This window comes from Vallitalea guaymasensis (genome assembly GCF_018141425.1).
Classification (GTDB): Bacteria; Bacillota; Clostridia; order Lachnospirales; family Vallitaleaceae; genus Vallitalea; species Vallitalea guaymasensis.
On record NZ_CP058561.1, the window covers coordinates 3,916,647 to 3,941,427 of the forward strand.

At 31.5% G+C, this 24,781-nt stretch carries 16 protein-coding genes; 14 read left to right on the forward strand and 2 right to left on the reverse strand.

Annotation, left to right across the window (positions count from 1 at the left end; all coding sequences use genetic code 11):
• Positions 1-3 precede the first annotated feature (3 nt).
• The 13 genes from HYG85_RS16785 to HYG85_RS16845 all read left to right on the forward strand — a co-directional run bounded on the left by HYG85_RS16785 (position 4) and on the right by HYG85_RS16845 (position 21,059).
• Positions 4-1,035, forward strand: a complete 1,032-nt coding sequence (locus HYG85_RS16785; protein ID WP_212690623.1) for a methyltransferase — start codon at positions 4-6, stop codon at positions 1,033-1,035.
• Positions 1,032-2,618: a (2,3-dihydroxybenzoyl)adenylate synthase gene (locus HYG85_RS16790; RefSeq protein WP_212690624.1), complete on the forward strand. Its 1,587-nt coding sequence runs from the start codon at positions 1,032-1,034 to the stop codon at positions 2,616-2,618. Before HYG85_RS16785 ends, HYG85_RS16790 begins: the two co-directional genes overlap by 4 nt.
• 17 nt (positions 2,619-2,635) lie before the next feature.
• Positions 2,636-10,453 (forward strand): non-ribosomal peptide synthetase, encoded by a 7,818-nt coding sequence (locus HYG85_RS16795; RefSeq protein ID WP_212690625.1) that lies wholly within the window; start codon positions 2,636-2,638, stop codon positions 10,451-10,453.
• Entirely contained in the window at positions 10,434-11,561 is a 1,128-nt protein-coding gene (locus tag HYG85_RS16800; protein WP_212690626.1) for a saccharopine dehydrogenase NADP-binding domain-containing protein, read from the forward strand. Before HYG85_RS16795 ends, HYG85_RS16800 begins: the two co-directional genes overlap by 20 nt.
• 200 nt (positions 11,562-11,761) lie before the next feature.
• The gene (gene aroF, locus HYG85_RS16805; protein WP_212690627.1) at positions 11,762-12,778 is read left to right on the forward strand and encodes a 3-deoxy-7-phosphoheptulonate synthase; all 1,017 of its coding nucleotides are present in this window, start codon (positions 11,762-11,764) and stop codon (positions 12,776-12,778) included.
• Between the two features lie 25 nt (positions 12,779-12,803).
• On the forward strand, positions 12,804-13,943 hold the full coding sequence (locus HYG85_RS16810) for an isochorismate synthase (RefSeq protein ID WP_212690628.1): 1,140 nt from the start codon (positions 12,804-12,806) through the stop codon (positions 13,941-13,943).
• Positions 13,944-13,954: 11 nt separating this feature from the next.
• Positions 13,955-15,616, forward strand: a complete 1,662-nt coding sequence (gene menD / locus HYG85_RS16815; protein ID WP_212690629.1) for a 2-succinyl-5-enolpyruvyl-6-hydroxy-3-cyclohexene-1-carboxylic-acid synthase — start codon at positions 13,955-13,957, stop codon at positions 15,614-15,616.
• A gap of 8 nt (positions 15,617-15,624) precedes the next feature.
• Positions 15,625-16,431 carry a 2-succinyl-6-hydroxy-2,4-cyclohexadiene-1-carboxylate synthase gene (menH, locus tag HYG85_RS16820; protein ID WP_212690630.1) on the forward strand — a complete coding sequence of 269 codons (807 nt, stop codon included), beginning with the start codon at positions 15,625-15,627 and terminating at the stop codon, positions 16,429-16,431.
• 92 nt (positions 16,432-16,523) lie between these two features.
• Positions 16,524-17,366: a 1,4-dihydroxy-2-naphthoyl-CoA synthase gene (menB, locus tag HYG85_RS16825; protein ID WP_113674059.1), complete on the forward strand. Its 843-nt coding sequence runs from the start codon at positions 16,524-16,526 to the stop codon at positions 17,364-17,366.
• An 11-nt stretch (positions 17,367-17,377) separates the two neighbouring features.
• Entirely contained in the window at positions 17,378-18,808 is a 1,431-nt protein-coding gene (gene menE / locus HYG85_RS16830; RefSeq protein WP_212690631.1) for an o-succinylbenzoate--CoA ligase, read from the forward strand.
• A complete protein-coding gene (gene menC / locus HYG85_RS16835) occupies positions 18,789-19,898 on the forward strand; it encodes an o-succinylbenzoate synthase (RefSeq protein ID WP_212690632.1) in 1,110 nt (369 codons plus the stop codon). The genes menE and menC overlap by 20 nt, the downstream gene beginning before the upstream one ends.
• A gap of 3 nt (positions 19,899-19,901) precedes the next feature.
• Complete coding sequence (locus HYG85_RS16840; protein WP_244971216.1) at positions 19,902-20,300, forward strand: PaaI family thioesterase; 399 nt, start codon at positions 19,902-19,904, stop codon at positions 20,298-20,300.
• Positions 20,301-20,306: 6 nt separating this feature from the next.
• Complete coding sequence (locus HYG85_RS16845) at positions 20,307-21,059, forward strand: thioesterase II family protein (protein ID WP_113671175.1); 753 nt, start codon at positions 20,307-20,309, stop codon at positions 21,057-21,059.
• A 213-nt stretch (positions 21,060-21,272) separates the two neighbouring features.
• Here the strand turns inward: HYG85_RS16845 and HYG85_RS16850 are convergent, their stop codons facing one another.
• A complete protein-coding gene (locus HYG85_RS16850) occupies positions 21,273-21,812 on the reverse strand; it encodes a DUF5104 domain-containing protein (RefSeq protein WP_244971217.1) in 540 nt (179 codons plus the stop codon).
• Positions 21,805-23,268, reverse strand: coding sequence for a DUF4474 domain-containing protein (locus HYG85_RS16855; RefSeq protein ID WP_212690633.1), 1,464 nt, complete (start codon positions 23,266-23,268; stop codon positions 21,805-21,807). Before HYG85_RS16855 ends, HYG85_RS16850 begins: the two co-directional genes overlap by 8 nt.
• Positions 23,269-23,526: 258 nt before the next feature.
• On the opposite strand from HYG85_RS16855, the gene HYG85_RS16860 reads away from it, so the two are divergent.
• Positions 23,527-24,699 carry an ROK family transcriptional regulator gene (locus HYG85_RS16860; protein WP_212690634.1) on the forward strand — a complete coding sequence of 391 codons (1,173 nt, stop codon included), beginning with the start codon at positions 23,527-23,529 and terminating at the stop codon, positions 24,697-24,699.
• Positions 24,700-24,781: the final 82 nt, after the last annotated feature.

Below are 24,781 nucleotides of genomic sequence, written 5' to 3' on the forward strand. Positions count from 1 at the left end.
ATTATGGAATTAGAAGAAAATATCATTATATCTAAGATACAAGGCTATTACACTGCTTATTTGATGTATATTTCATGTGAACTTAATATATTTGATTATTTATATAATGAAGATATGAGTATTAATGATTTGAGTGAGAAAATAAACATATCAAGAGATAAGACATATAGGTTGATTAGACCTCTAGTAGCTAATAGTTTTATTAATGAAGAAGATGAATTATTAAGTCTTTCTAGATTAGGTCAAAAGTTATCCGAATATGACGAAAAATCATTAAAAGGATTTGTTTTATTCAACGGTAGAGAGTGTATGACATGTTGGTCATATATGTATGAGGCATTATCAAAAAATATATACCCATTCAAATTAGTGAGTAAAAATGAATTTTTTGATGCCCAAGCTTTAGATGATGGTAAATTTGATAATTTTAATTTGATGATGAGAAGTTCAAGTAGGAACATGAATCTAAGTCCATACTTGGAACAACAATATAATAAAGATGATAAATTGAAGATTGTTGATATTGGAGGAGGAGCAGGAGATATCATAAGTAAATTTTTATTATCTTATCATAATAGTTCAGGGACAATAATTGACCTGGAGCATGTAAGAAAAGAAGCTGAAGAAAACGTTGGTAGCCATAGTCTTTCCAATAGATGCAGATTTGTTTCTGGTGACTTCTTTGTAGAATTAAATATACAAGGAGATATATTCATTCTATCTAGAATCATTCATGATTGGGAAGACGAAGATGCCATTAATATATTGAAAAATGTAAAAAACAATATGGATGAACATTCAAGACTACTTATAATTGAAAAGATAATTCCAGAAAAGATTGAGAAGAAGAATCTATATTTGTATATGAGTGACCTGCATATATGGTCAATGTGTGGAGGAAAAGAGAGAACTGAAAATGAGTTGGTTGATATCTGCCAAGAGAGTGGATTAGTACTCAATAAGATATATGGATTAGCCGATTTTGAATACATTTTGGAATTCCAGAAAGATTGTTATGAGGAAGGGGTATTATGATGAATTTTAATGATATTTATGATACATATGAAAAACAGGGGTATTATGAACCTTTTACAATGGGAGAGCATCTTGAAAACTGGACAGAAAAATATGGTGATAAGATAGCATTAGTTGAAGAAGACAAAAGAATAACCTATAGGGAATTGAATCAGAAAGTCTATGAATTAGCAGCAGGATTCTATAAAACAGGAATAGGAAAAGGGGATAATGTTGTGGTTCAACTACCTAATTCAATTGCTTTCGTTATAACATGCTTCGCACTATTTCGTATAGGTGCAAGACCTGTTTTTTCATTGCCAGCCCATAGGGAATCAGAACTTAATGGAGTCTTTAATATTGCTAAGCCTGTAGCTTATATCATACCTACTGATTTCTTAGGATTTGATTATTCAGTTATGGCAGAAAAAATGAGTAAGAAATATCCTTGTTTAAAATTGATTATAACAGACGGACAAGCAGGAGATTACATCAACCTTAATGATTTGTTCATAGAACCTTCTGATATTGAAGATGAACCTTCCTATAAAAAAACTGCACTATTCTTATTATCAGGAGGAACAACAACAGGAAAGCCCAAACTAATACCCAAGATTCATTCAGCATATATGTATAATGCTAAAGCCAGTGCTGTTAGATGTGGATTAGATGAGACAAGTGTTTATCTTGCTTTTTTACCAATAGCACATGATTTTCCATTTTGCAGTCCAGGGGTATTAGGTACTCTATTATCAGGAGGAAAAGTAGTACTTTGTAAAACCTCAAGCCCAGATGAAGTATTTCCTATGATAGAAAGGGAGCAGGTAACAGTAATGGCATTAGTACCAGCCATAGGAGAAGTATGGTTAGATGCTGTCATGTGGGGAGAGAGCGCAGATTTTTCAAGTATCAAGTTAGTAATAGTAGGTGCCACCAAAATAGAATATGATACCGCAGAAAGATTATCAGAGACGATGGGGTGCAAGATTCAGCAGGGATATGGATTAGGTGAAGGCTTAACCTGCTTTACTTCTCTTGATGACCCTGTAGAAATTGCATTTACTTGCCAAGGAAGCCCCATTTCACAGGGTGATGAGGTGAAAATAGTTGATGAGAATGGAGAAGAAGTAGAAGATGGTGAGTATGGGGAATTACTTGAAAAAGGACCATATACATTTACTGGATACTATAATTCGCCAGAATTGAATGAAAAGGCATTTACGGATGATGGCTTTTTCCGTACAGGTGATAGAGCAAGATTCACTGAAGAAGGCAACATACAGCTGGGAGGACGTATTATAGAGATTATCAATAGAGCAGGAGAGAAGATTGTTCCGGCAGAGCTTGAGGACCATCTAAGGAAATATAAAGACATCAAAGATGTGGCAGTAGTTCCTATGCCTGATAAAAACCTAGGACAAGCTATTTGTGCCTTTATAACTACAGATGATTATGATATAAACTTTACAGATATAAATGAATTCTTGAGGAATGAAGGAGTAGCTGCATATAGAATGCCCGATAAGATAAAAGTAATTGATTTTTTACCTCGAACTAATGTTGGTAAAGTGGATAAAGTAACACTAAAGAAGATGCTGGAATAATATTAAGGAGGTAAGTTATGAATGATATTATATATAGTTATGAAAATATAAAAGAAGATATTAATAAGATGTTAGGTGAACCTATAGATTTCTCTGCTTCTCAAAATTTATTGGAGCTGGGACTAAGTTCATTGCAAATAATGAGATTAGCCAATGTATGGCGTAGAAAAGGTATAAGAATAACATTTGTGGATCTTATATCAAAGCCCTATCTGGATAAATGGTATGAATCAATTAATAAGAATAAAATTAGTATAGATAGTAAGAATCAATTAAATGAAACGAAAGAAAAAATTGAGACTATACAATATATAGATGACGAGGAAGAATTTTCTCTTACAGATGTACAATACGCTTATTGGATAGGAAGGGAAAAACATCAGATATTAGGTGGTGTAGGTTGTCATGGATATCTTGAGATAGATGGAAAAAATGTGATACCAGAGAAATTAGAAGATGCATGGAATACATTGATATCACATCATCCTATGCTTAGAGTTAAATATACTAGTAATGGTAAACAAAAAATAATAAGTAATCCAGAAAAAAGAGAAATAGTAATACATGATCTAAAAGATATGACAGAAGATATTATATCACTTGAACTCGAAAAGATACGAAAAAGAATGGCACACAGACTTTTGGATATTGAAAATGGTAAAGTAACAGGTATGGAAATAAGCATATTGCCAGATTATAATACAAGAATTCATTTTGATATTGATTTACTTGTTGCAGATGTTCAGAGCTTCCAGATAATATTAAGAGACCTAGTAGCCATCTACAATAGAAACCAGATGCCAAAAGCTCCAAAAAACTGGAGTTTCGGTAGATATCTAAAGAAGTTTGAAAAAAATCAATTAGTAATGAAGAACGAAGCAAAAAAATATTGGGATAGTATATTAGATACATTACAGGGACCACCTTCTCTACCTTTAGCGAAAAAAACAGAAGAGATAGAAGATGTCAAATTCAAAAGGCACGAATACTTTTTGAATAAATCTCATTGGGAAGGGATAAGGAGAAAGTCTGCAGGATATGGATTAACCCCTGCAATGATATTTTTAACAGCTTATTCAAAGATAATTAAAAGATGGAGCAGTAATGAACAGTTCTTGATGAATATTCCTCTTTTTAATAGAGATTGTTTAGATAAAGAATTAGAGAATGTAGTAGCGGACTTCACGAATCTGCTACTTATGCAAATGGATTTTACTAATGAAGAATCCTTTGTTTCATCAGCTAAAAAGATACAAGAACAATTCCATAATAACATGAAATATTCTGCTTACTCAGGAGTTGAAATTCAACGTGATTTAGCGAAATTACATAAAGAGCAGAAAAATTTTGCACCAGTAGTATTTTCCTGTAACTTAGGTGAGCCACTTATAAATAATGAGTTCAGAGATGTTTTTGGTGAAATAACATATATGATATCTCAAACTCCCCAAGTGTGGATTGATCTACAGATTTTTAATTATGAAGATGGTGTTTTACTTATATGGGATTCTGTGGAAGAACTGTTCCCTAAGGGTATGCTGGATGATATGTTTAACAGGTTCACTTTACTGCTGGAACAATTAGGGGCTGATGATGATATATGGAATGGCATACCCCACTTAGTTCCTGAAAAACAGATTAAGATAAGAGAAGAAATAAATAAAAAGAATGCTTTACAATTAGAAAATAACCTGCATACTTCATTCTTTAAGTATGCTTCAATGAAGCCAGATAAAATAGGAGTAATAGATACAAATGGTAAACAATATACATATGGAGAATTACTTGATGATACGTTGAAAGTCGCTAATTATCTTAGGAAGCAAGGCGTAAAAGAAAAGATGGCAGTAGGAATGACAATGGAGCGGGGAGTAGACCAGATTATTGCTATAATGGCAATTGTATCTATTGGAGCACACTATGTTCCAGTTGCTGCCGACCAGCCTATAGTTAGACAAAATGTAATGTATAAAAAAGCGAACGTAAAATATCTGATGATTAATAAGAAGTTAGAGGAAAGCAAGTATCTAGATTCATCAATCAAGATATTAAATATAGAAGAAGGAAAAAAAGAAGAAAGACTGCCAATTTCCCAGATTAATGAAATAGATGGTAGTAATCTGGCATATATAATATTTACTTCTGGTTCAACTGGCGAGCCAAAAGGTATTGAGATAACTCATTTCAATGCTTTAAATACTATAACAGATATTATAAACAGGTATCACATAGAAGAAAACGATAAAATATTAAGTGTTTCTTCAGTGGCATTTGATTTATCTGTATTTGATATATTCGGCTTACTAAATGTTGGTGGAACTGTAGTATTGATTAGAGAAGAATCCTATAGAGATGCTGATGAATGGGTTAGATTAATAAACAAGTATAATATAACTCTTTGGAATTCTGTTCCAGCACTGTTAGATATGCTGTTAGTGATGGCAGAGAGTAAACACATCAGTATGCCAACTCTTAGATTAGCTTTACTTTCAGGAGATTGGATTGGTCTTCATTTACCCAAGAAATTAAAAGAGATTGCTTCTAATTCATCTATGGTTGGTCTAGGTGGTGCTACAGAAGCTTCCATATGGTCTAATCATTATGAAGTAACTTTACCTATACCTGATGAGTGGAAGTCCATACCTTATGGTAAGCCATTGACCAATCAGAAATTCAGAGTTGCTGACAAACAAGGAAGAGATTGTCCAGACTATGTGCCTGGAGAATTATGGATTGGTGGAGATGGAGTAGCAAGAGGGTATGTTAATGAGCAACAGTTGACAAAAAACAGTTTTGTTATGTGGGAGGGTGAACGTTGGTACAAGACAGGTGACTTAGGACGTTATCTATCAGATGGTAATATAGAATTTCTTGGAAGAGAAGATTTTCAAGTTAAGATAAGAGGTCACCGTATTGAATTAACAGAGATTGAAATAGCTATAAATAGATTTCATAACATAAAAGATAGTGTTGTAATACCTGTAAACAACTTAAATGGTAAATATCTGGTATCTTTCTTAGTATTAGAAAATAAGGATTTGACATTAGATACTAAGAAACTATCAGATTACTTGGAAAATAAACTACCACACTATATGGTACCTACTTCATTCAACATTATCCAAGAAATGCCTATAACATCTAATGGAAAAGTTGATATCAAGAGTTTGACCGAGATGAATATAGAAGAAGACGTTAAGGAGTGTATATCACCAAAAACACCATTAGAGATTTCTTTAGCCAAGATATGGAGTGAAATACTGCAAGTAGATAGGATAAGTACCTTGGACAACTATTTTGCTTTAGGAGGAGATTCACTTCTCGCAACTAGATTAAGTGCATTAGTTTCTGAGAAACTGAATGTAAGATTATCATTAGAAGAAATATTTACAAAGCCAGTTTTTGAAAAACAAATACTCCATATAGAAAAGGTTTTAGCTAATAATGATATAGAAGAAGCTTACCAAGAAAATAAAGAATTGGCAAAATACATTGAAATAAATGATAAGATGAAATATGAACCATTCCCATTAACAGAAATACAACAGGCTTATCTGATAGGACGTAGTGGTCTGTATACTCTGGGAGATGTATCTACTCATTATTATTATGAATTAGAAGGAAGTACAATTGATATACAAAAATTAGAGAATGCCTTGAATGTATTAATAGGTTACCATGATATGTTAAGAGCTGTTATCCTGCCAGAAGAACATAAACAGGTAATACTTGAAAAAGTACCTGATTATCATATCAAAACTACAGATTTAAGAGGTATTTCTAATATAAAGGGAAAGTTGGATGAGATAAGAGAAGAGATTTCTCACACTACTCTATCAATAGATAAATGGCCTTTGTTTGACATTAGGGCAACTTATTACGATGATAAGATAAGATTACATATGAACTTTGATAATATTATATTTGATGGATGGAGTATTTCATTATTCATGGAACAAATGAAAAATTTATATTCAGATATAGATTATAAACTGCCAGAAATACACCTTTCCTTTAGAGATTATGTATTGGCTCTACAGAAAATAAAAGAAACATCCTTATATGAGAATGATAAAAATTATTGGTTGAATGAAATTAAGAGTATGCCTCCTGCACCAGAATTACCTATTGAAAATAGTCCGGATTCTCTTCAAACAGCTAGATTCAATCATTATGAATCCATATTAGTCAGTGATAGGTGGAATAGACTTAAATCTATAGGGAAAAAAGAAAATATTACACCTTCAGCCATTTTATTGACTGCATTTTCAGAAGTGATAGGAAGGTTCAGCAAGACACAAGATTTTACAATAAACTTGACCAGATTTAATAGATTACCTGTTCATGATAGGATAAATGATATAATCGGGGACTTTACTTCTCTTGTTATGTTGTCGGTAGACAGAAAAAATGGAGCAACATTCTTGGAAAGATGTAAAAATGTACAAAAGAAATTATGGCAAAATCTTGACCACCCATATTTTTGTGGAGTTGAAGTTCAGAGAGAATACAGTAAGCTTGGGTCCAAGGATAATTCGTCACCTATTATGCCAATAGTATTTACAAGTGGTCTAGGGATAAGTCTGGATGGGGATCAGGCAAGTAATGATTTCCCAAAGATAAAATATAACATGTCAGAGACACCACAGGTATGGTTGGATCATCAAGTAGCAGAAAAGGATGGTAATCTATATCTTTTCTGGGATGTAATTGATAAGATTTTTCCTGATGGATTGGTTAATGAAATAATGTCAGCCTATGAAAAATTATTAACTGATTTGGCAGTCAATAAAGATATGTGGACAAATAATACTTGGAACCTGATTAGTATTTTAGACCAGTCAAGAATAGAAGCAAATAATACAAAAGCTCCTATGGCTTCTGAAACATTGATAAGCTTGTTTTTAAAGCAAGTCAAGGAAAATCCTGATTATATAGCTGTCATCAATAATGATAGAACACTAACATATAAGGAAGTATTTTTGTATGCATATGAAATAAAAAAATATATCGAAGTAAAAAACATTGATGATAAGAGCCTGATTGCTGTAGTCATGAACAAGGGTTGGGAACAAATTCCAGCGGTTCTAGGTGTAATGATGGCAAAAGCTGCTTATCTACCTATAGATTCCAGTAATTCAGTAGACAGAATGAGAGTGATATTAAAAGAAGCTGATACAAATATTATTTTGACCCAATCTGTTCTATATAATGAGTTAGATATAGAAGGAGCAATTAAGCTGTCTGTTGACGAAGTTTTGATATCTGATAAAACCATAGATGATTATGTAGATGGGACAAAACCTGATGATTCAGCTTATGTAATATATACATCTGGTTCAACTGGAGTACCAAAAGGAGTTGTCATAGATCATAAAGGTGCAGTTAACACCATTTTAGATATCAATAAGCGTTTTAATATAGATCATAATGATAGAACAATAGCATTGTCAAACCTTAATTTTGATTTATCGGTATATGATATATTTGGAATGTTATCCTGTGGAGGAGCCATTGTCATACCTGAAAGTACAAAAGCAAAAGAACCTGATTATTGGATTGACCTATTAGATGAAAAGAATATAACCGTATGGAATACTGTTCCTGCATTCATGCAGATGCTTATTGAATATGACTATGATAATAAGCTTATAGATAATACTGATCTAAGGTTAGTATTGTTAAGTGGAGACTGGATACCTCTTAATCTGCCAGATAAAATAAAAGCTGCATTTGAAAATGCTGTCGTAGCAGGTCTAGGAGGAGCGACAGAAGCCTCTATCTGGTCAAATATATTTATAGTGGAAGATATCAATGATAAGTGGAAAAGCATACCTTATGGGAAGCCCCTTACCAATCAGAGATACCATATCTTGAATGAACTGATGGAGGATTGTCCTAACTGGGTCGAAGGTAGATTATATATTGCTGGAGAAGGTCTTGCAAGAGGATACTGGAATGACGAAGATAAAACAAGAGAAAGATTCATATATCATTCTGAAAAAGGTGAACGGTTATATTATACAGGTGATATGGCAAGATACTTCCCTGATGGAAATATAGAGTTTCTTGGAAGAGAAGACTTGCAGGTCAAGATAAATGGTTATCGTGTTGAATTAGGAGAGGTTGAATCAGCAATTAGTAGTATAGATGGTATTGCAGATAGTGTTGTAACTCTTATGGATACTAAAGACTTAGGTGTAGGATACTTGATAGCTAATATAATCATAGAAGATGAAAAGAAGATATATGATGAAGTGAAAGTGGAATCTGTAGATACTCTATATCATTGGAATGAGTTAAGTGAGTATATAACTACTATAGACAGTAATATTAAGACACCAGATTATCATAAGATATTAGATGAATTTCGTAAGTTTACTGATTATGCCAGCATTTATGGTATATGCAGAGCTTTTTTTGAGGCAGGTATATTTGATGAAGCTTTCAAGGAATATACCATAGATGAAATAATGGAAAAAGCAGGTTATATAGCTAGATACAGAACACTTATTAACAGTTGGCTGGACATGTTAATAGATGAAAACATTATCAAAATAAAAGATAATAGATATTATTGTGATAGCATGATATTAGTTAAAATTCCTATAAAGCCTAATGCTGGATACATAAAGTCACACGAAGATGTATATGCAAAAGCATTGGACATAATCAATAAAATCAGACGAGATATTAAGACTTATAATTTGATATTAAGAGGTAAGATAGAACCTTTAGAGTTATTGTTAGAGGAAAAAGAGGTATTTCTAACACCAGAATATCTTAATAAATATAATCTAACCACAGAGTATAATAAAAAGCTTATGTTGCATGTATTTGATAAGTTGTTAAAAATACATTCAGAAGATAAGAAAGTCAAAGTACTGGAAATTGGAAGCAGAGCTTCTAATATCACAAAAGACTTGGTAGAAGGCTTAGGAACCAATGTAGAATATACTTATTCAGATGAATCAAACTTTTTCTTGAACAAGAAAAAAGAGAGTCTAGGAGATATAAGCATAGAATACAAATTATTCAATATGAATAAATCAGCTATGGAGCAAGGTTATGAAGATGAAAGATACCATATCATAATTGCAGACAATTGCCTTCATAGATCAGATAATATAGGAAAGACAGTAGAATACCTTAACGATATGATAGAACCGGGAGGATATCTATTATTTGTTGAGCCAACGGAAAATAATAAATTGATTCTTAATACAACAGCTTTCTTTGAAGATGGATATGAAGGCCTTACGGATGAACGTAAAGAGAGCAAACTACCATTTTTATCAGCATCCAGATGGATAGAATTATTAAAAGACAGCAGTTATAAGAGAGTGTACAATATGGATAATTTCTTCATAGCAGAAGCCAAAGACACTTATTATTCTTTTAACCAAGAAAGGATAAAAGAATTATTAAGTCATAAGCTTACTGATTATATGATGCCTAAGAAATTTGTTGTACTAGATAGATTCCCCTTATCCAATAATGGAAAAATAGATAGGGCTAAGATAAAAGAGATGAACGAAAAATCTAATATGACTTTGATAGGTGAAAAGAGATATCCTACGAATGATACAGAAAAAGAAATCGCTCTTATATGGTGTAATATTCTAAAATATGATGAGATAGGCATAGATGATAATTTCTTTGAACTAGGAGGAGATTCATTATTAGCCATTCAAGTAATAAATGTTTTTAAAGAGAAAAAAATCAATATAGCTTTAAAAGATATTTTTGATAATCCTACAATAAAATCATTAGGAGATTTTATTGATGAGGAATTAAGCAAGGATGATGAAGAGTATGAAGAAGGAGAAATATAATACTATAGGTATTTTAGGAGCAACAGGCAGTGTAGGAAAAAAAGCAGCTAAGACGCTTATGGAACATACAGATTATAAATTACTTCTAGGGTCTAGAGACAAGAACAAATTAGAAACGATGTTTGACGTTTCTGATTCCATAAAAGAATATGTACAAGTTGATATTAATAACAAAGTACAGCTTGAAGAATTTTGCAGTAGATGCAGTATGGTTTTGAATTGCTCAGGTCCTAGTGAAATTATATTAGAAAAAGTTGCATTAGCATGTATTGAACGAGGGGTACATTATGTAGATGTTTCAGGTGGAGAGAAGCTCTATGAGTTATTAAAAACTAAAGAGGACATAATAAGATCCAAGAAGTTATTATTCATTATAGCTTGTGGAGTCTACCCAGGATTAACAGAGATATATCCTAAGTATATCATCAAAAAATATTTTGACCTTGTAAATAGCCTGAAATTCTATTTTACTACTCAAGGGAAACTATCTTTCAGTTCCGCATATGATTACATATGCGGAATCCTGAATAAAGTTGGTAAAGGGATGAAATATATAGATAGAGGATGCATTACTAGTGTGGACAACAATAAAATACAAGAGTGCAGCCTCCCAGAACCAGCAGGGAGCAGATATTGTTATCCTATTATTAATGTAGAATTCGAGAAAATGTGCCAGAACAATAATATAGATGAAGCATATTTTTATAATACTTTCTATAACAAAGAGGACATTGAGAATGCTATGTTAATAATAAAAGACAGCAAAAGACTAGGTAAAGATGTATTAGCAAAAAATATGACAGGGCAGTTTGTAGGAGATAGTAGTCTAAGGGACTTTACCATGATTTATATGACCTGTGAAGGGATAAAAGATAATAGTGAAATAGAAATAGAGGGGAAAATGCTATACCAAGGAGCTGGAAATGATATATCAGGCATTGTAGGTGCTAATGTAATTGAAATAATAATGGATACTGAACCAAATGAGCATGGTATTTATTATGTTACAGATATCATCTCTGTGGACAGTTTTATAGACAAAATGAATAACAAAGGAATTATGTTCTATGAAACAATAAAAGAATATGAAGAAGGAGAAATTATATAATGTATTATATTTTTTTATTTGGTAAAAGATATTGACAATCATTATCAATTATAATAAAATAAGATTGAAAATAAAAATAATATAGTATTATATAATTTAATGTAGTAATTTGTAATATTATTAAGACAATATAGAAATAAATAATTAAAAACAAAAATAATCACAAATAAAATAAATGAGAAAAGAGAATAGGAGGGATTATGATAATAGTACTAAAATCTCAATCGGAAGATAAAGATATTAATAGATTATTAGAAATACTGGACAATAAGAATGTACAAGCACATAAAGTTAATGGACTAGATTCTAAGGTTCTCATATTAAGTGGCGATACTCATAAAATTGACCCATATAGTATTGAATCAATAGATATAGTCAATAAGTATATAGAGATCAAAGATCCTTATAAAAAAGCAAATAGATTATTTCATTCAGAGGATTCTGTCTATAATATCAAAGGAAAAACTATAGGAGGAAAAAATATAGCATTGATTGCAGGACCTTGTTCTGTAGAGAGCCAACAACAGATAGAAGATATAGCGAAAAAAGTTAAAAGGGATGGGGCTTCGTTTTTACGTGGGGGAGCTTTTAAACCAAGGACATCTCCATATACTTTTCAAGGATTAGGAACTGCTGGCTTAGAATATCTAAAAGAAGCTAGTAGGAAAACAGGATTACCAATAGTTACAGAAATAATGTCAGCGGATTATATGGATCAGTTTGTTGAATATGCAGATATTATACAGGTAGGTGCAAGAAATATGCAGAACTATGCCCTTCTAAAAGAATTAGGTAAAATCAATAAACCAATTTTGCTTAAGAGAGGTTTGTCTGCTACCATAGAAGAATTTCTATTATCTGCTGAATATATAATGGCAAATGGTAATGATAAAGTAATCCTATGCGAAAGAGGAATAAGAACATTTGAAACTTACACTAGAAATACTTTGGATCTAAGTGCTGTGGTAGCTATTAAAAGATTAAGTCATCTGCCAATAATTGTTGACCCAAGTCACGCTTGTGGAAGAGACTGGATGGTATCATCTCTTTCAAAAGCAGCAATAGCTGTAGGAGCGGATGGACTAATAATAGAAGTTTGCGAAGATCCAGAGAATGCAGTATCAGATGGACAACAGACATTGACACCATTTTGTTATAAAAAACTAGTTAAGGAACTAAGAGTATTAGCAAAAGCTGTAGGAAGAGATATTGCTTAATTAATTGTATAAGAGAGGTTATTGTATGTATAAAGAGAAATCGTTGAATCTTAATAATATATTCTCTTTTTGGAATGATTTCCAAGATGAAGAAAAATTCTTGTTTTATAACCCAAACGAAAAAGAAATAATAATGGGTGCCAAGAGGTTGAAGACTTTCAAACACAACGAAAGCTTTGATGGATACAAATATATTTTTTCTACAAAAACATTTTTTGATAATGTGAAAGACAGTATATGGAATGACTTCAAGTCCGAAAATATTGCTTTTTCCTATTATTTGAAGATAAAGGATAATAAACAGACACTATATTATCAAGGTATAGATAGGAAGTTTTGTGATAATACAATGGACGAAGAGTATTATAATTATACTCTTACTAATACAGATTATGATGACTGGAAAGAGCTATTTAACATTAGCTACGATAAAATACTGACAAAGAAAATTAACAAGGTGGTTCTATCAAGAGAGGTTATCGTTGATTTATCCAAGAGACCAAGAGAAGAATGCATAATTAAAAGATTGATTGATAATAATTCAGGGAACTTTATTTTTGCTTATTCCAAGGGAAACAAGTGCTTTCTAGGAGCTACACCAGAAATATTGCTAGAAAAAAAGAAAAACAAAATAATCAGTCATGCTGTAGCAGGAACTCTCCTTAAGGATAAGAAAAATGATTCTAAGAACAGAGAAGAATTTTTAAAAGATGAAAAGAATTCCCATGAACATGATTTGGTAGTATCAACAATCAAAAAGACCTTAGAGAAATACGGTAACAATACATATGTTTCCAAAAGAAAACTTCTGGAAGCAAAAAATCTTTATCATCTACATACTGAACTTTTGACAGATAGCACTGATGATATTATCACATGGAGAGACAGATTACATCCAACTCCTGCATTAGGAGGCACTCCAAGAGATATTGCTCTTGAAATAATAAGAAAACACGAAACCCATGAAAGGGGTATGTATGCTTCGCCTATAGGTTTGATAGATGAATCTGGTAATGGCGTATTCGTGGTTGGAATAAGGTCAGGAATGATTGAAGATGATAAGCTCTATGGATATGCAGGTTGTGGTATAGTCAAGAATTCAGATTGTGAAAAAGAATATATAGAAACGGAAGGTAAACTTAAAACTATTTTAGAGTGTTTGTAAGGAGATAAATTATGACTAACTATATAGGAGCATTAATTGATGAATTATATTTATTAGGAATAAAACATGTAGTAATTAGTCCAGGGTCTAGGTCAACACCCTTATCCATGATTTTCATGGAAGGGGATTTTAAGACATATATCAATATTGATGAACGTTCAGCTGGATTCTTCGCTCTAGGAATAGCAAAAGAACTAGGTGAACCAGTAATATTAGTGTGTACTTCCGGTACTGCTGCTTGTAATTATTTGCCAGCTGTTACAGAAGCAACAGCTTCCAAGATACCGCTTATAGTACTTACGTCAGATAGACCCCATGAACTAAGGAATGTTGGTGCACCTCAATCAATAAATCAAAACAATATATATAATAATTTTGTTAAACATTATGAAGAACTGGCATTACCAAAAGATGATGAACTATATTACAGATATGCAAGGACAGTGATAGACAGAAGTTACAGTATGGCTATGGCTCTACCTAAGGGAGTAGTACATATCAATGTACCATTGCGAGATCCTTTAGTTCCAGAATTTGATAAACTTGATTTTACTCTAGGCAGAAGAAAGCATACTTATAATTTTTTTGAATCATATAATGGTAATGATTATAACTTGGACGTAGATTTTTCTAAGTACCAATCAGGTATCATCATATGTGGTGTTGATATCAATCAAAATTATTTTGATGAAGTAATAGCTTTATCAGAAAAACTTAAGGTTCCAATATTAGCTGACCCTATTTCCAATTTTAGAAGTAGGTTAAGCAAAAATATAATATATACATATGATTCAATATTAAAGAATGAAGAGATATATTCAGAATTACAAGTAGATTATATAATTCATTTTGGGGACATTTTTGTATCAAAACCCTTGAATAAATTCATTAGATATAATGATAATGTTAGATATATCAAGGTTGCACCAGATTTTAACTATGTCAGTTCAACTCTTTCTATTACAGATTATATTGTAGCTGGGGAACAAAGTTTTTGTAACTCAATCAATTATGAGCTAAAGGATTGTGGTTATCTTGATAAATGGATTAACCTTCAATCAAAATACACCAAGAACATAGATGATGTTGTTAAAGAAGAAGCTATAGTTGAAGGTAACATAATAAAGACGATGGAAAAATCCATGAAGGAAGATACTAGATTCTTTGTTGCCAATAGTATGTCAATTCGCAATGTAGACAGCTATTTCAGAGATAAGTACAAGAAAAATATAAAGATACTTTGTAATAGAGGAGCTAATGGAATTGACGGCATAGTTTCATCTGCATTAGGTGTTGCACAGGTTGCTGATAATACAGTTTTGCTTATAGGTGATTTGTCCTTCTATCACGATTTGAATGGTTTGTTAGTTTCTCAGATGGAAGGTGCTGATATTGTTATTGTATTAATCAATAACGGGGGCGGTGGAATATTTAGATATCTTCCACAGAGTCAGGAAAGGAATTTTGAATACTTGTTTTTAACTAAACATGGTATTGATTTCAGTGGACTTGCTACCTTATATAATATCAATTACAGATTGATTAATGATTATGAAGATTTTGAGATAAGCTTCAAGAAAGCTATTGAATCAAAAGGTGTCAACTTATTAGAAGTCATGATAGATTCACAAGAGAGTAAAAGAATACATAAAATGATTACGGAAAAATGTTAGGTAAAGCTATGAAGATAAAATATAAAGATATTAATTACAATGTAGAAGTTGAAGGTGATGGAATACCTATAGTGTTTTTACATGGTTACTCAGAAAATATGAGTACTTTCAGGTATTTGGATTGTACAGGATATAAAAGAATTTTTATAGATCTCATAGGACATGGGAAAACCCAGTCGCCTAAGGATATGAAATACTATAATGTGAAATATTTAATAAAGGCAATTAACTATATAGTTAAGTCTATAACTGATACAAAGTATATATTTTATGGTTATTCAATGGGAGGAAGAATGGCTTTAGCATATGCTCTTGAATATCAAGAAGAGTTAAGCCATCTTATCTTAGAATCATCTTCTTATGGTATAGAAGACCAATCAATACGTGATAAACGTTATTATAATGATTGTAGGTTAGCTGAAGAGATAAGACATAATGGAATAGAGTGGTTTGAATCCTATTGGAGTAATATATTGATATTCAAAACTCAAAAGATGTTAGGTGAAGATGCAAGAAATACTATAAAGAAGATTAGACTCAGCAATAATATAATTGGGTTATCCAACTCACTTATAGGTTTTAGTCAAGGTAGAGTTAACTGCCTTAGAAATGAATTATATAAACTGAATATAGGTGTAACATATATAAGTGGTGAAATAGATAAAAAATATACATCTATAGGAGAGGAACTTACTAAGCTGATAAGAAATATAAAACATGTTAGAGTTAAGTCCAGCGGACATAATGTTCATATGGAAAAAACTCAGTCAATCAATAAGTTATTAAATGAGATTAGACTATCTCATAGTGAATGAAAATTCATAATGGTATTTAACATATTATTTAGAATTTTATAAGGAATCATCAATCATATTAAATATATAAATATAAATAACGGAGGTATTACATGGATAAGATTAATTGGATAAAAGGAACAAGAAATTATGAAGATGTCATATACGAAACTCATGAGGGGATTGCTAAGATTACAATAAATAGACCTCACGTGAGAAATGCGTTTAGACCCAAAACTGTAATGGAATTAATAGATGCATTTACAATAGCTAGAGAAGACAGCAGCATTGGAGTTATTGTGCTAACTGGAGCTAATCATGGTGAAGGTGAAGAAAAAGAAGCATTTTGTTCAGGTGGTGACCAGAAGGTTAGAGGTAACGGAGGTTACGTGGGAGATGACCAAATTCCAAGATTGAATGTTCTAGACTTGCAACATCTAATAAGGATTATACCAAAGCCAGTAATCGCAATGGTAAATGGTTTTGCTATTGGAGGAGGACATGTTCTTCATATAGTTTGCGATTTGACCATAGCTTCAGAGAATGCTAAATTTGGACAAACAGGACCAAAAGTCGGCTCCTTTGATGGAGGATATGGTGCAGGTTATCTTGCTAGAATAGTTGGTCATAAGAAAGCAAGAGAGATATGGTATCTGTGCAGACAATACACTGCTAAGGAAGCTTTGGAAATGGGTCTTGTAAATACAGTGGTACCATTTGATCAATTAGAAGATGAAACTGTAAAATGGGCAAAAGAAATATTGCAGCACTCACCTACTGCCTTAAGGTTCTTAAAATCTTCATTTAATGCTGATACTGATGGTATAGCAGGGTTACAGCAATTAGCAGGCGATGCAACACTATTGTTCTATACTAGTGAAGAAGGTAAAGAAGGCAGGGATGCTTTCAAAGAAAAGAGAGAACCAGAGTTCGATAAATTTTATAAATTCCCTTGATGGTGATAATTATGAACCAGCTATATAAGCATAGTCAAACTATGCCAGACAAAAAATTCATTAATTCACTTACCTATAGACAAGTGTATACAGAGACAAATAAGCTAACCATAAAATTAAAAAAATATATAGGAGATAATAATAGAGTTGCAATCATATCTAACAATTCAGTGGAATTTGCAATGATGTTATTAGCCTTGATGAATTTAGAAGTAGAGACCCTACTTCTAAATTCTATGTTAAAAAACAAGGAGATAAAGGAACAAATTGATGAGCTGGATATATCAGTGATCTTTTCAAGTGACAATAGATACATTTCATTCAAAGAGGTATTCGGTACACAGATTACTGAGCCTTATGAATCAGATATTACCAATGTTCATATTGATGGTAATATGAACAAGTATAAAGATGAAAATTATGAGAGTGACAAAGTACTATTTATAATGAATACCAGTGCTACAACTGGCAGGTTCAAGTCCGTTCCCATAACAATAAATCAGATAACAAGTCATGTACAAGCTTCAAAAAAATCATTAGGATACTGTCCAGATGATAATTGGCTCTTAGTTCTTCCTATGTTTCATGTGGGAGGATTGATGGTATTACTTAGAAGTCTGTATAATGGTACAGCTATAACCATTTTAGAAAAATTCGACGAAGATAAGGTCATATATCTAATAAACAATAATAAGGTTAATATGGTATCTATGGTACCCACTATGTTAAGAAGGATAATAGATAGGATAGAAAAACATAATCTTAGAGTCATGCTTTTAGGAGGAGAATTCATAGAAGATGATTTAATCAACAAATCTGTAAAATTGAATGTTTCTATCTACAAAAGTTATGGTATGACTGAGACCACTAGTCAAGTAGTTAATTTTAATGTACTGGATAACTTAGATAAATTAAAATCAGTAGGAAAACCAATGGAACATGTAGATATTAAGATAAATACTGATAAATTTTTGGAACATACAAAAGATGGTTACCCAGCAGGAGAAATAACCATAAAATCATCTATGCTTATGAAAGGATATTTAAATAAGGATGGATTATCAGGATATTTTTGTACTGGAGATATTGGCTATTTTGATGATGATGGATTTTTATATATACTTGATAGAAGATCCAACTTAATTATTTCTGGAGGTGAAAACATATATCCCAAAGAAATAGAAAATATCTTATATAATAATCCTCATGTAAATGAGTGCGCTGTCATATCAAAAAGAGATTCCAAATGGGGTTATGTACCAGTACTCTATATTGTCACAGTATTATCCGAGGATAATATAATAGAATACCTGAAATCACAGTTAGCCAATTATAAAATCCCAAAAGAGATAATTTTTAGAGAGAGTCTACCTAAAAATTCCACAGGGAAAATAATGAAAAAAGCTTTGAGGAGTTGTGAATATGAAGATAAAGAGAGTTGAGCTTTTTAAAATCCATCTTGATATAAAGTTTATATTCACTTCATCCAAATCAAGTCTTAATAAAAGGGAAACTATTGTAATAAAAATAACGGATTACAATGGAAATCATGGATATGGAGAGGTTGTGGCTTTTAATAAACCCTTTTATACAGATGAAACCATCGATAGTTCATTACATATCCTAGAAAATGATTACATAGATAGATTATTGAACCTCCAAATAGATGACCCTTTGGAAATTCACGAAATCATTGATAATAAGTATCCTATGACTATAGCAGCTATAGAAGCTGCATTAATAGACTTATTTTGCAGAACAAATAATATAAAGGCAATGGATTATCTATTTGATAGAGAGGTCTTGAAGGAAAAGATAAAAGGTGGCATAGCACTTGGTGACATGGAATATAAAGCATTATATTATAATATCAAAAAATACTCTAATGAAGGATATGAGAGATTCAAACTAAAGATAAAACCGAAAACCAGTCTTCCTAAGATAATTAAAATTGTACATGATTTTCCTGAGCTAAGATTTCTATTAGATGCCAATAGAAGTTTTACTATAGATGATATAAAAGAACTTAAGATTTATGATTCCATGAACTTTATTTGTATAGAAGAACCAATTGGGTACAAAAAAATGAAAGAACTTGCTTGGTTACAAAAACAGTTGATAACTCCCATATGTCTAGATGAAAGCATTATGAATACAAAAGGTCTAAAAAAAGCTATTTCACTAAAGGCAATTAAAATGCTCAATATAAAATGTTCAAGATTAGGGGGGATATATTATACAAAAGAAGCAATCAAGATATGCAGAGCTAAGGGCATACACTTCTGGATGGGAAGCATGGTTGAAAGCAGCATAGGAAAGATGATACAAGTTAATCTTGCTTTTTTGCAGGATAATTGTATGGAAGGTGATATATCTTCAACATCTAGATATTTTAGTGAAGATCTGATATCTCCACCACTTGAATTTCACAAGAGTTATTATGATTTAAGCAGCAGTATTAGTTTCGGTTATGAAGTGAGTATGGATAGACTTAAGAAATATACTACGTATTACAATAAGAAGGAGGTATAGCTTTTGAATATTTTACAGGTCATGGATATGAAGAATGTAGTGCTGAAAGATGATTATATTGAAGCAAGAATAGATATTACTGATTTTTATGATCAGAGTTATGGTATAGTTCATGGGGGATTGACAATTACTTTTGCTGAGACATTGGCTGGGTTGGGCTCAAAGAATATTCTTGATGAAGACTACATGGCTGTAGGTCAAAACATAACTGCTAATCATCTTAGACCTAAAAAAATAGGTGGCTTTTTACAGGGGATAGGAAGACTGATTCATAGAGGTAAACGAACCCATCTATGGACTATTGAAATAAAAGATGAAAAAAATAAATTGATATCCATAGTAAATGTGACTAATGCTATAATGGAGTTATATAGTATCAAACTGGAGAAAGGGGAGAAATAGGTAATTATGGAAAGGTATAAGAAATGGTTTCCATTCAAAGATATGGAATCCTTGAAAGATAAGAAAAAACACAAAGTATTTTGTTTTCATCATGCAGGAGGAAGTGCTTCTACGTATAGACCTTGGATGATGTATGATACTGATATAGATATATTATCTATTGAATTACCAGGTAAGGCAACAAGAATGACTGAAGATTATATCTCCAACTACGAAGATTTGATTCCAGAAGTAGCTAAGGCCATAAATGAAGTATCCTGCGGACAAGATTATACACTATATGGGCATAGTATGGGAGCAATGATAGCTTTTAAAACTGCCTACATATTACAGAATAAGTATAATAATAAGCCTTCTTCCTTGATTGTTGCGGGTAGACATGCACCTGTAGATGATATAAAAGACAGGTATCAGACCTACATGGAAGATGATGAATTAGTAAAGGAATTGAAAAGAAACAACGGAACACCTTCAGAGATTTTGGAAAATGAGGAAATACTGAAAGTTATAATACCTGCCATAAAAAATGATTATAAGTTAAATGAATCCTTAGCTTACAAAGATGAAGTAGTTGACATTCCTATTATAGCTCATGCAGGAAGAGAGGATTTTGATGCTAATAAGAAACTAATGGAAAGATGGGGACTGGTTACAACTGATATGTTTGTAATAAAAGAATTCCAAGGAAGTCATTTCTTTTTGCATGATTTGGGAAAAGAGTATTATGATGAAGTGGTTAATAATGTATTGCTAATATGAATATTTATAAAGAAGGGAACTAGAAAGTGCAATAAATCTAACATATAAAATCAAGGTAATCACTTGGAATAAAAATGATTACCTTGATTTTCAATATATTTTTAAGTTTTATCCACCATTTTGTTGAGTTGGAAATAATGGCAAACTAATATTAGGAAAGAGGCTGTAATCGTGAATGATACAGTCTCTTTCTTATCTTATTGATTTTAATGTCTAATCAGTGGTAGTTTCTGTAGTAGGTGGGCGATAAATTCCTTTACAGTATGTTTTATCTCCTCCCCAATCAAACTGAGTTTTTCGATCGGATTGTTTAATTATTTGTAGCATATCCAGTCCAACATTGTCAGGGTCCTTGGTATCAGTTAAATTGTCAATGTAAAACACTATATATTCATCCTCATCAGTGCTGACAAAGTTGAGGGTTTTTAGGTCAATTTCTCTATCGTCTCCATCTTTGGAATCAGAACCTTCTCTAGCACTTTCTATTGATATTATTTCACCTTTATAAAAATCCATCAAATATTCTATATCCTCATCAATATTATCAGCTTCTTTTAATGCATTTGAAGAGAACATAGCTTTTAATGTCTCTGAATCTTTATTATTTAAGGCTTCTATAATTTCATCAAAACGTGTCTCGGATATTTTAGCATCATCTCTGGAGTATGTTTTATAAAAAAGACTACAGGAGGATAAGGCTAAAGTAAGTAGTGTGATTATTGTAAATAACAGTAATTTATTTTTATTAATCATTTTTTCTCCTTTCTAATGGTTTTGCTTCCCATTTACATTCTGCTCGCATAGAGTCTTCATAAAATGTCCACATAGAATTATCTTGATATATATCATAAAAACTTTTCCACATCTCTGGATTATCTGAAAAATTTATTGTTGCTTTAACCGTAAGATCATTAGCTTTTATATTTTGAATATCAGGATTGAATCCAGTTATCCACCAGTTATTTTCTTCAGGGTCCCAATCAAAAATTTCATTATTATCACTATCTTCTAGTGACAAAGTCATAGGTAGGGCCAAATCTTTATCTATTAACCAATGAGGTCCACCACCATAATATATTCCTACTTCAGCACCTGCACCAAGGTTAAGATAATCACCTTTCCAAAACCATAATCTATATTTTTCATTATTATTATCACAGGTGAAATCAAAAATTTTTGTATCCATACTTGTAGCACAATCAAAAACATAGTCATAGATAGCATTATATCCTACATATTTTTGACTTTGTAATAATGCATCCTGTTTAGCATGGTATATCCCATCTTTTCTTTCAAACCCTGCTAAATCAAAGGCTTCTGGAAACCACCCATTCTGTGTAGCGTAAGTAAAAGCTTGATAAGGTATTGAATATGGATAAGTATCTTTGAAAAAATATACTGTTTCCCTAGTAACATCAGGAATATGGTCTAATACACTAACTGCATTCTCTACCTTAGTCAATATCCAATCTGGAGGTTTGACGGTATAATCATCAAAGAAAGCTGGAAGATCATTAAAGTAGTCGTATATATTGAGGCTTAGAGCATCAATAGAATTCGTAATTAGACCATTATCTTTTAGGTCATCAAACCCAATCATACGTAGAGCTTGAAAAGTAGCTTTATCCACTATACCTGTTACATCAATGTTTATTCCTTTTTCGCTAATATATTGTTGTATTTGTTTAATTCTATCTACAAAGTATGATTCATAATCGTCTATGCTATGGCCAAGCCATTTAAAAGTAGGTTGATTGATAATACGAATACCGTTATTATCAAAGAAATCTTTTAAATGTTTTATGCTGCTTGTTAATTGATTGCAAATATCTTTAAACCATTTATGTAAAATACTGAAACCAGATATAGCATCTTCCTTGGAGTGTTTTGTTCCTGTACCAACTGAGTCAGTGTTTATTTCTAATAATCCATTCAGAAGATTTTGTATTTGCTTCTCACCATGACTATATTCAGTTATTGCTTCATTAATAATCTTACTTGTGTTGTAAGTATGTTCAATAAGATTTTGAAATTCATTCAGTAAAGAATTAAGCTCATTATTTATATTATCTCTTCTAACAATGTCGGTGTCAATAGAATTGCTAATTATTTTGAATTTATTAAATATATAGTCTGCTCTTTCAGCTATTTTTATTATGTCATCTTCTTTTTTGGATAAATCCTTTAAATTATATTTTGTGTTTCCCATAATTAGCTCCTTTCATTTTTAAAACATTATATACACATAATTAAAAAAATTTCAACAAATCCTGACGAACGACATGATTTAAAGGATAGAATGCATAATTAATAACATATTATAGGTATGTAGTTAGTGATGAATGGAGTAATTTTTGTGGTAATTATAGTTAATGATCAATTATCATATTGACAAATTGGGCATAAATTAGTATTATAATAATAAGTAAATAAACTTTACTAACTATATATAACAAGGAGATTATTTATGACTAGAGCAGGCAATCAATCTATGGTGAAAAAGAATAATCAGAAGGCGATAGTTAAGTATTTAATGGAGAATGGAGCTGCTTCAAGAGCCGATTTAGCTAAGGTACTTGAAGTAAGTAAACCAACCATATCAAAAAATACTAATGAATTAATCGAGTATGGCATTCTTATTGAAGAAGGAAAAGGCGATAATGAATTAGGTAAAAAGTCTATTCTAGTTAATTTCAATAAGGACCATAAATACGTCCTAGGTATAGATATATCAAAAAGACGATTCAAGATTGCTCTAGGTGATTTGTTATGTAATATAAAATACACCTTGGATATTGAATATAATCACCCTGATGATATAGATTGTATAACTTTTATTGAGGATTTTATACATAATAATAATATAGATAAATCAGATATATATTGTATAGGGATTTCCTATCCAGGAATTATCAGCAATGGAGCATTTCCTAATATATTATCTGAAAAAGTTAATCAAATAAAACTACAAAAATTAACTAATGCCATAGATAAAGTATTTGACTCCAAAATAATAATTAAGAATGACATCAACCTGGCTATCATAGGAGAGAGAATCATCACAGGGCTGATGGATATCAATAATCATTTATATATAAGTGTGGATGTAGGGATTGGTGCAGGACTTATTATTAATGGGAGACTATACGAAGGAGATAGAAACGGAGCAGGTGAAATAGGATTCACAGTTCCTAATATACATGTGGATGGAAAGTACGTTAACATTGAGGAAGTTGCTTCCAAAACAGGTATCATAAAAATTATAAAAAAAGATTTCAAAAATATAACCGATAGTAAATTATATAAATTATGCGATGGCAATATGGATAATATATCAATAAATAAATTTGCACAAGCGCTGAAACAAAAAGATGAATATTGCCAGAATCTTATGGACAAAGTATCTAAATACTTAGGAATAACCATAGCCAATATCACATCTCTATTAGATATAGAAAATGTTGTTATTGGTGGAGATATACCTAACTTGGATGAATCAATTTTAATTAGGATCAATGAAGTGGTATCTAACTTAGTTCCTTTCCATACATCAGTTGATATTGCAAAAGCAAAAGATTCCAGTTTGGTGGGAGCAGTTAAAATAGCTATGGAACAAACTATAGAAGATATTTTGAATTAGAGAACAATATGACATTAATGTTATATTCAACATAAAAATTAACTTATTAAAGCAAAGGGCAAAGCTATAATAACATACAAGA

What these genes read in the sequence shown, in the direction of transcription:
- menB (WP_113674059.1), top strand. Translation starts at nt 16,524, where the DNA reads ATGGATAAGATTAATTGGATAAAAGGAACAAGAAATTATGAAGATGTC.
- menE (WP_212690631.1), top strand. Translation starts at nt 17,378, where the DNA reads ATGAACCAGCTATATAAGCATAGTCAAACTATGCCAGACAAAAAATTC.
- HYG85_RS16800 (WP_212690626.1), top strand. Translation starts at nt 10,434, where the DNA reads ATGAAGAAGGAGAAATATAATACTATAGGTATTTTAGGAGCAACAGGC.
- menC (WP_212690632.1), top strand. Translation starts at nt 18,789, where the DNA reads ATGAAGATAAAGAGAGTTGAGCTTTTTAAAATCCATCTTGATATAAAG.
- HYG85_RS16785 (WP_212690623.1), top strand. Translation starts at nt 4, where the DNA reads ATGGAATTAGAAGAAAATATCATTATATCTAAGATACAAGGCTATTAC.
- HYG85_RS16810 (WP_212690628.1), top strand. Translation starts at nt 12,804, where the DNA reads ATGTATAAAGAGAAATCGTTGAATCTTAATAATATATTCTCTTTTTGG.
- HYG85_RS16790 (WP_212690624.1), top strand. Translation starts at nt 1,032, where the DNA reads ATGATGAATTTTAATGATATTTATGATACATATGAAAAACAGGGGTAT.
- HYG85_RS16850 (WP_244971217.1), bottom strand. Translation starts at nt 21,812, where the DNA reads ATGATTAATAAAAATAAATTACTGTTATTTACAATAATCACACTACTT.
- menH (WP_212690630.1), top strand. Translation starts at nt 15,625, where the DNA reads ATGAAGATAAAATATAAAGATATTAATTACAATGTAGAAGTTGAAGGT.
- HYG85_RS16860 (WP_212690634.1), top strand. Translation starts at nt 23,527, where the DNA reads ATGACTAGAGCAGGCAATCAATCTATGGTGAAAAAGAATAATCAGAAG.
- menD (WP_212690629.1), top strand. Translation starts at nt 13,955, where the DNA reads ATGACTAACTATATAGGAGCATTAATTGATGAATTATATTTATTAGGA.
- aroF (WP_212690627.1), top strand. Translation starts at nt 11,762, where the DNA reads ATGATAATAGTACTAAAATCTCAATCGGAAGATAAAGATATTAATAGA.
- HYG85_RS16845 (WP_113671175.1), top strand. Translation starts at nt 20,307, where the DNA reads ATGGAAAGGTATAAGAAATGGTTTCCATTCAAAGATATGGAATCCTTG.
- HYG85_RS16855 (WP_212690633.1), bottom strand. Translation starts at nt 23,268, where the DNA reads ATGGGAAACACAAAATATAATTTAAAGGATTTATCCAAAAAAGAAGAT.
- HYG85_RS16795 (WP_212690625.1), top strand. Translation starts at nt 2,636, where the DNA reads ATGAATGATATTATATATAGTTATGAAAATATAAAAGAAGATATTAAT.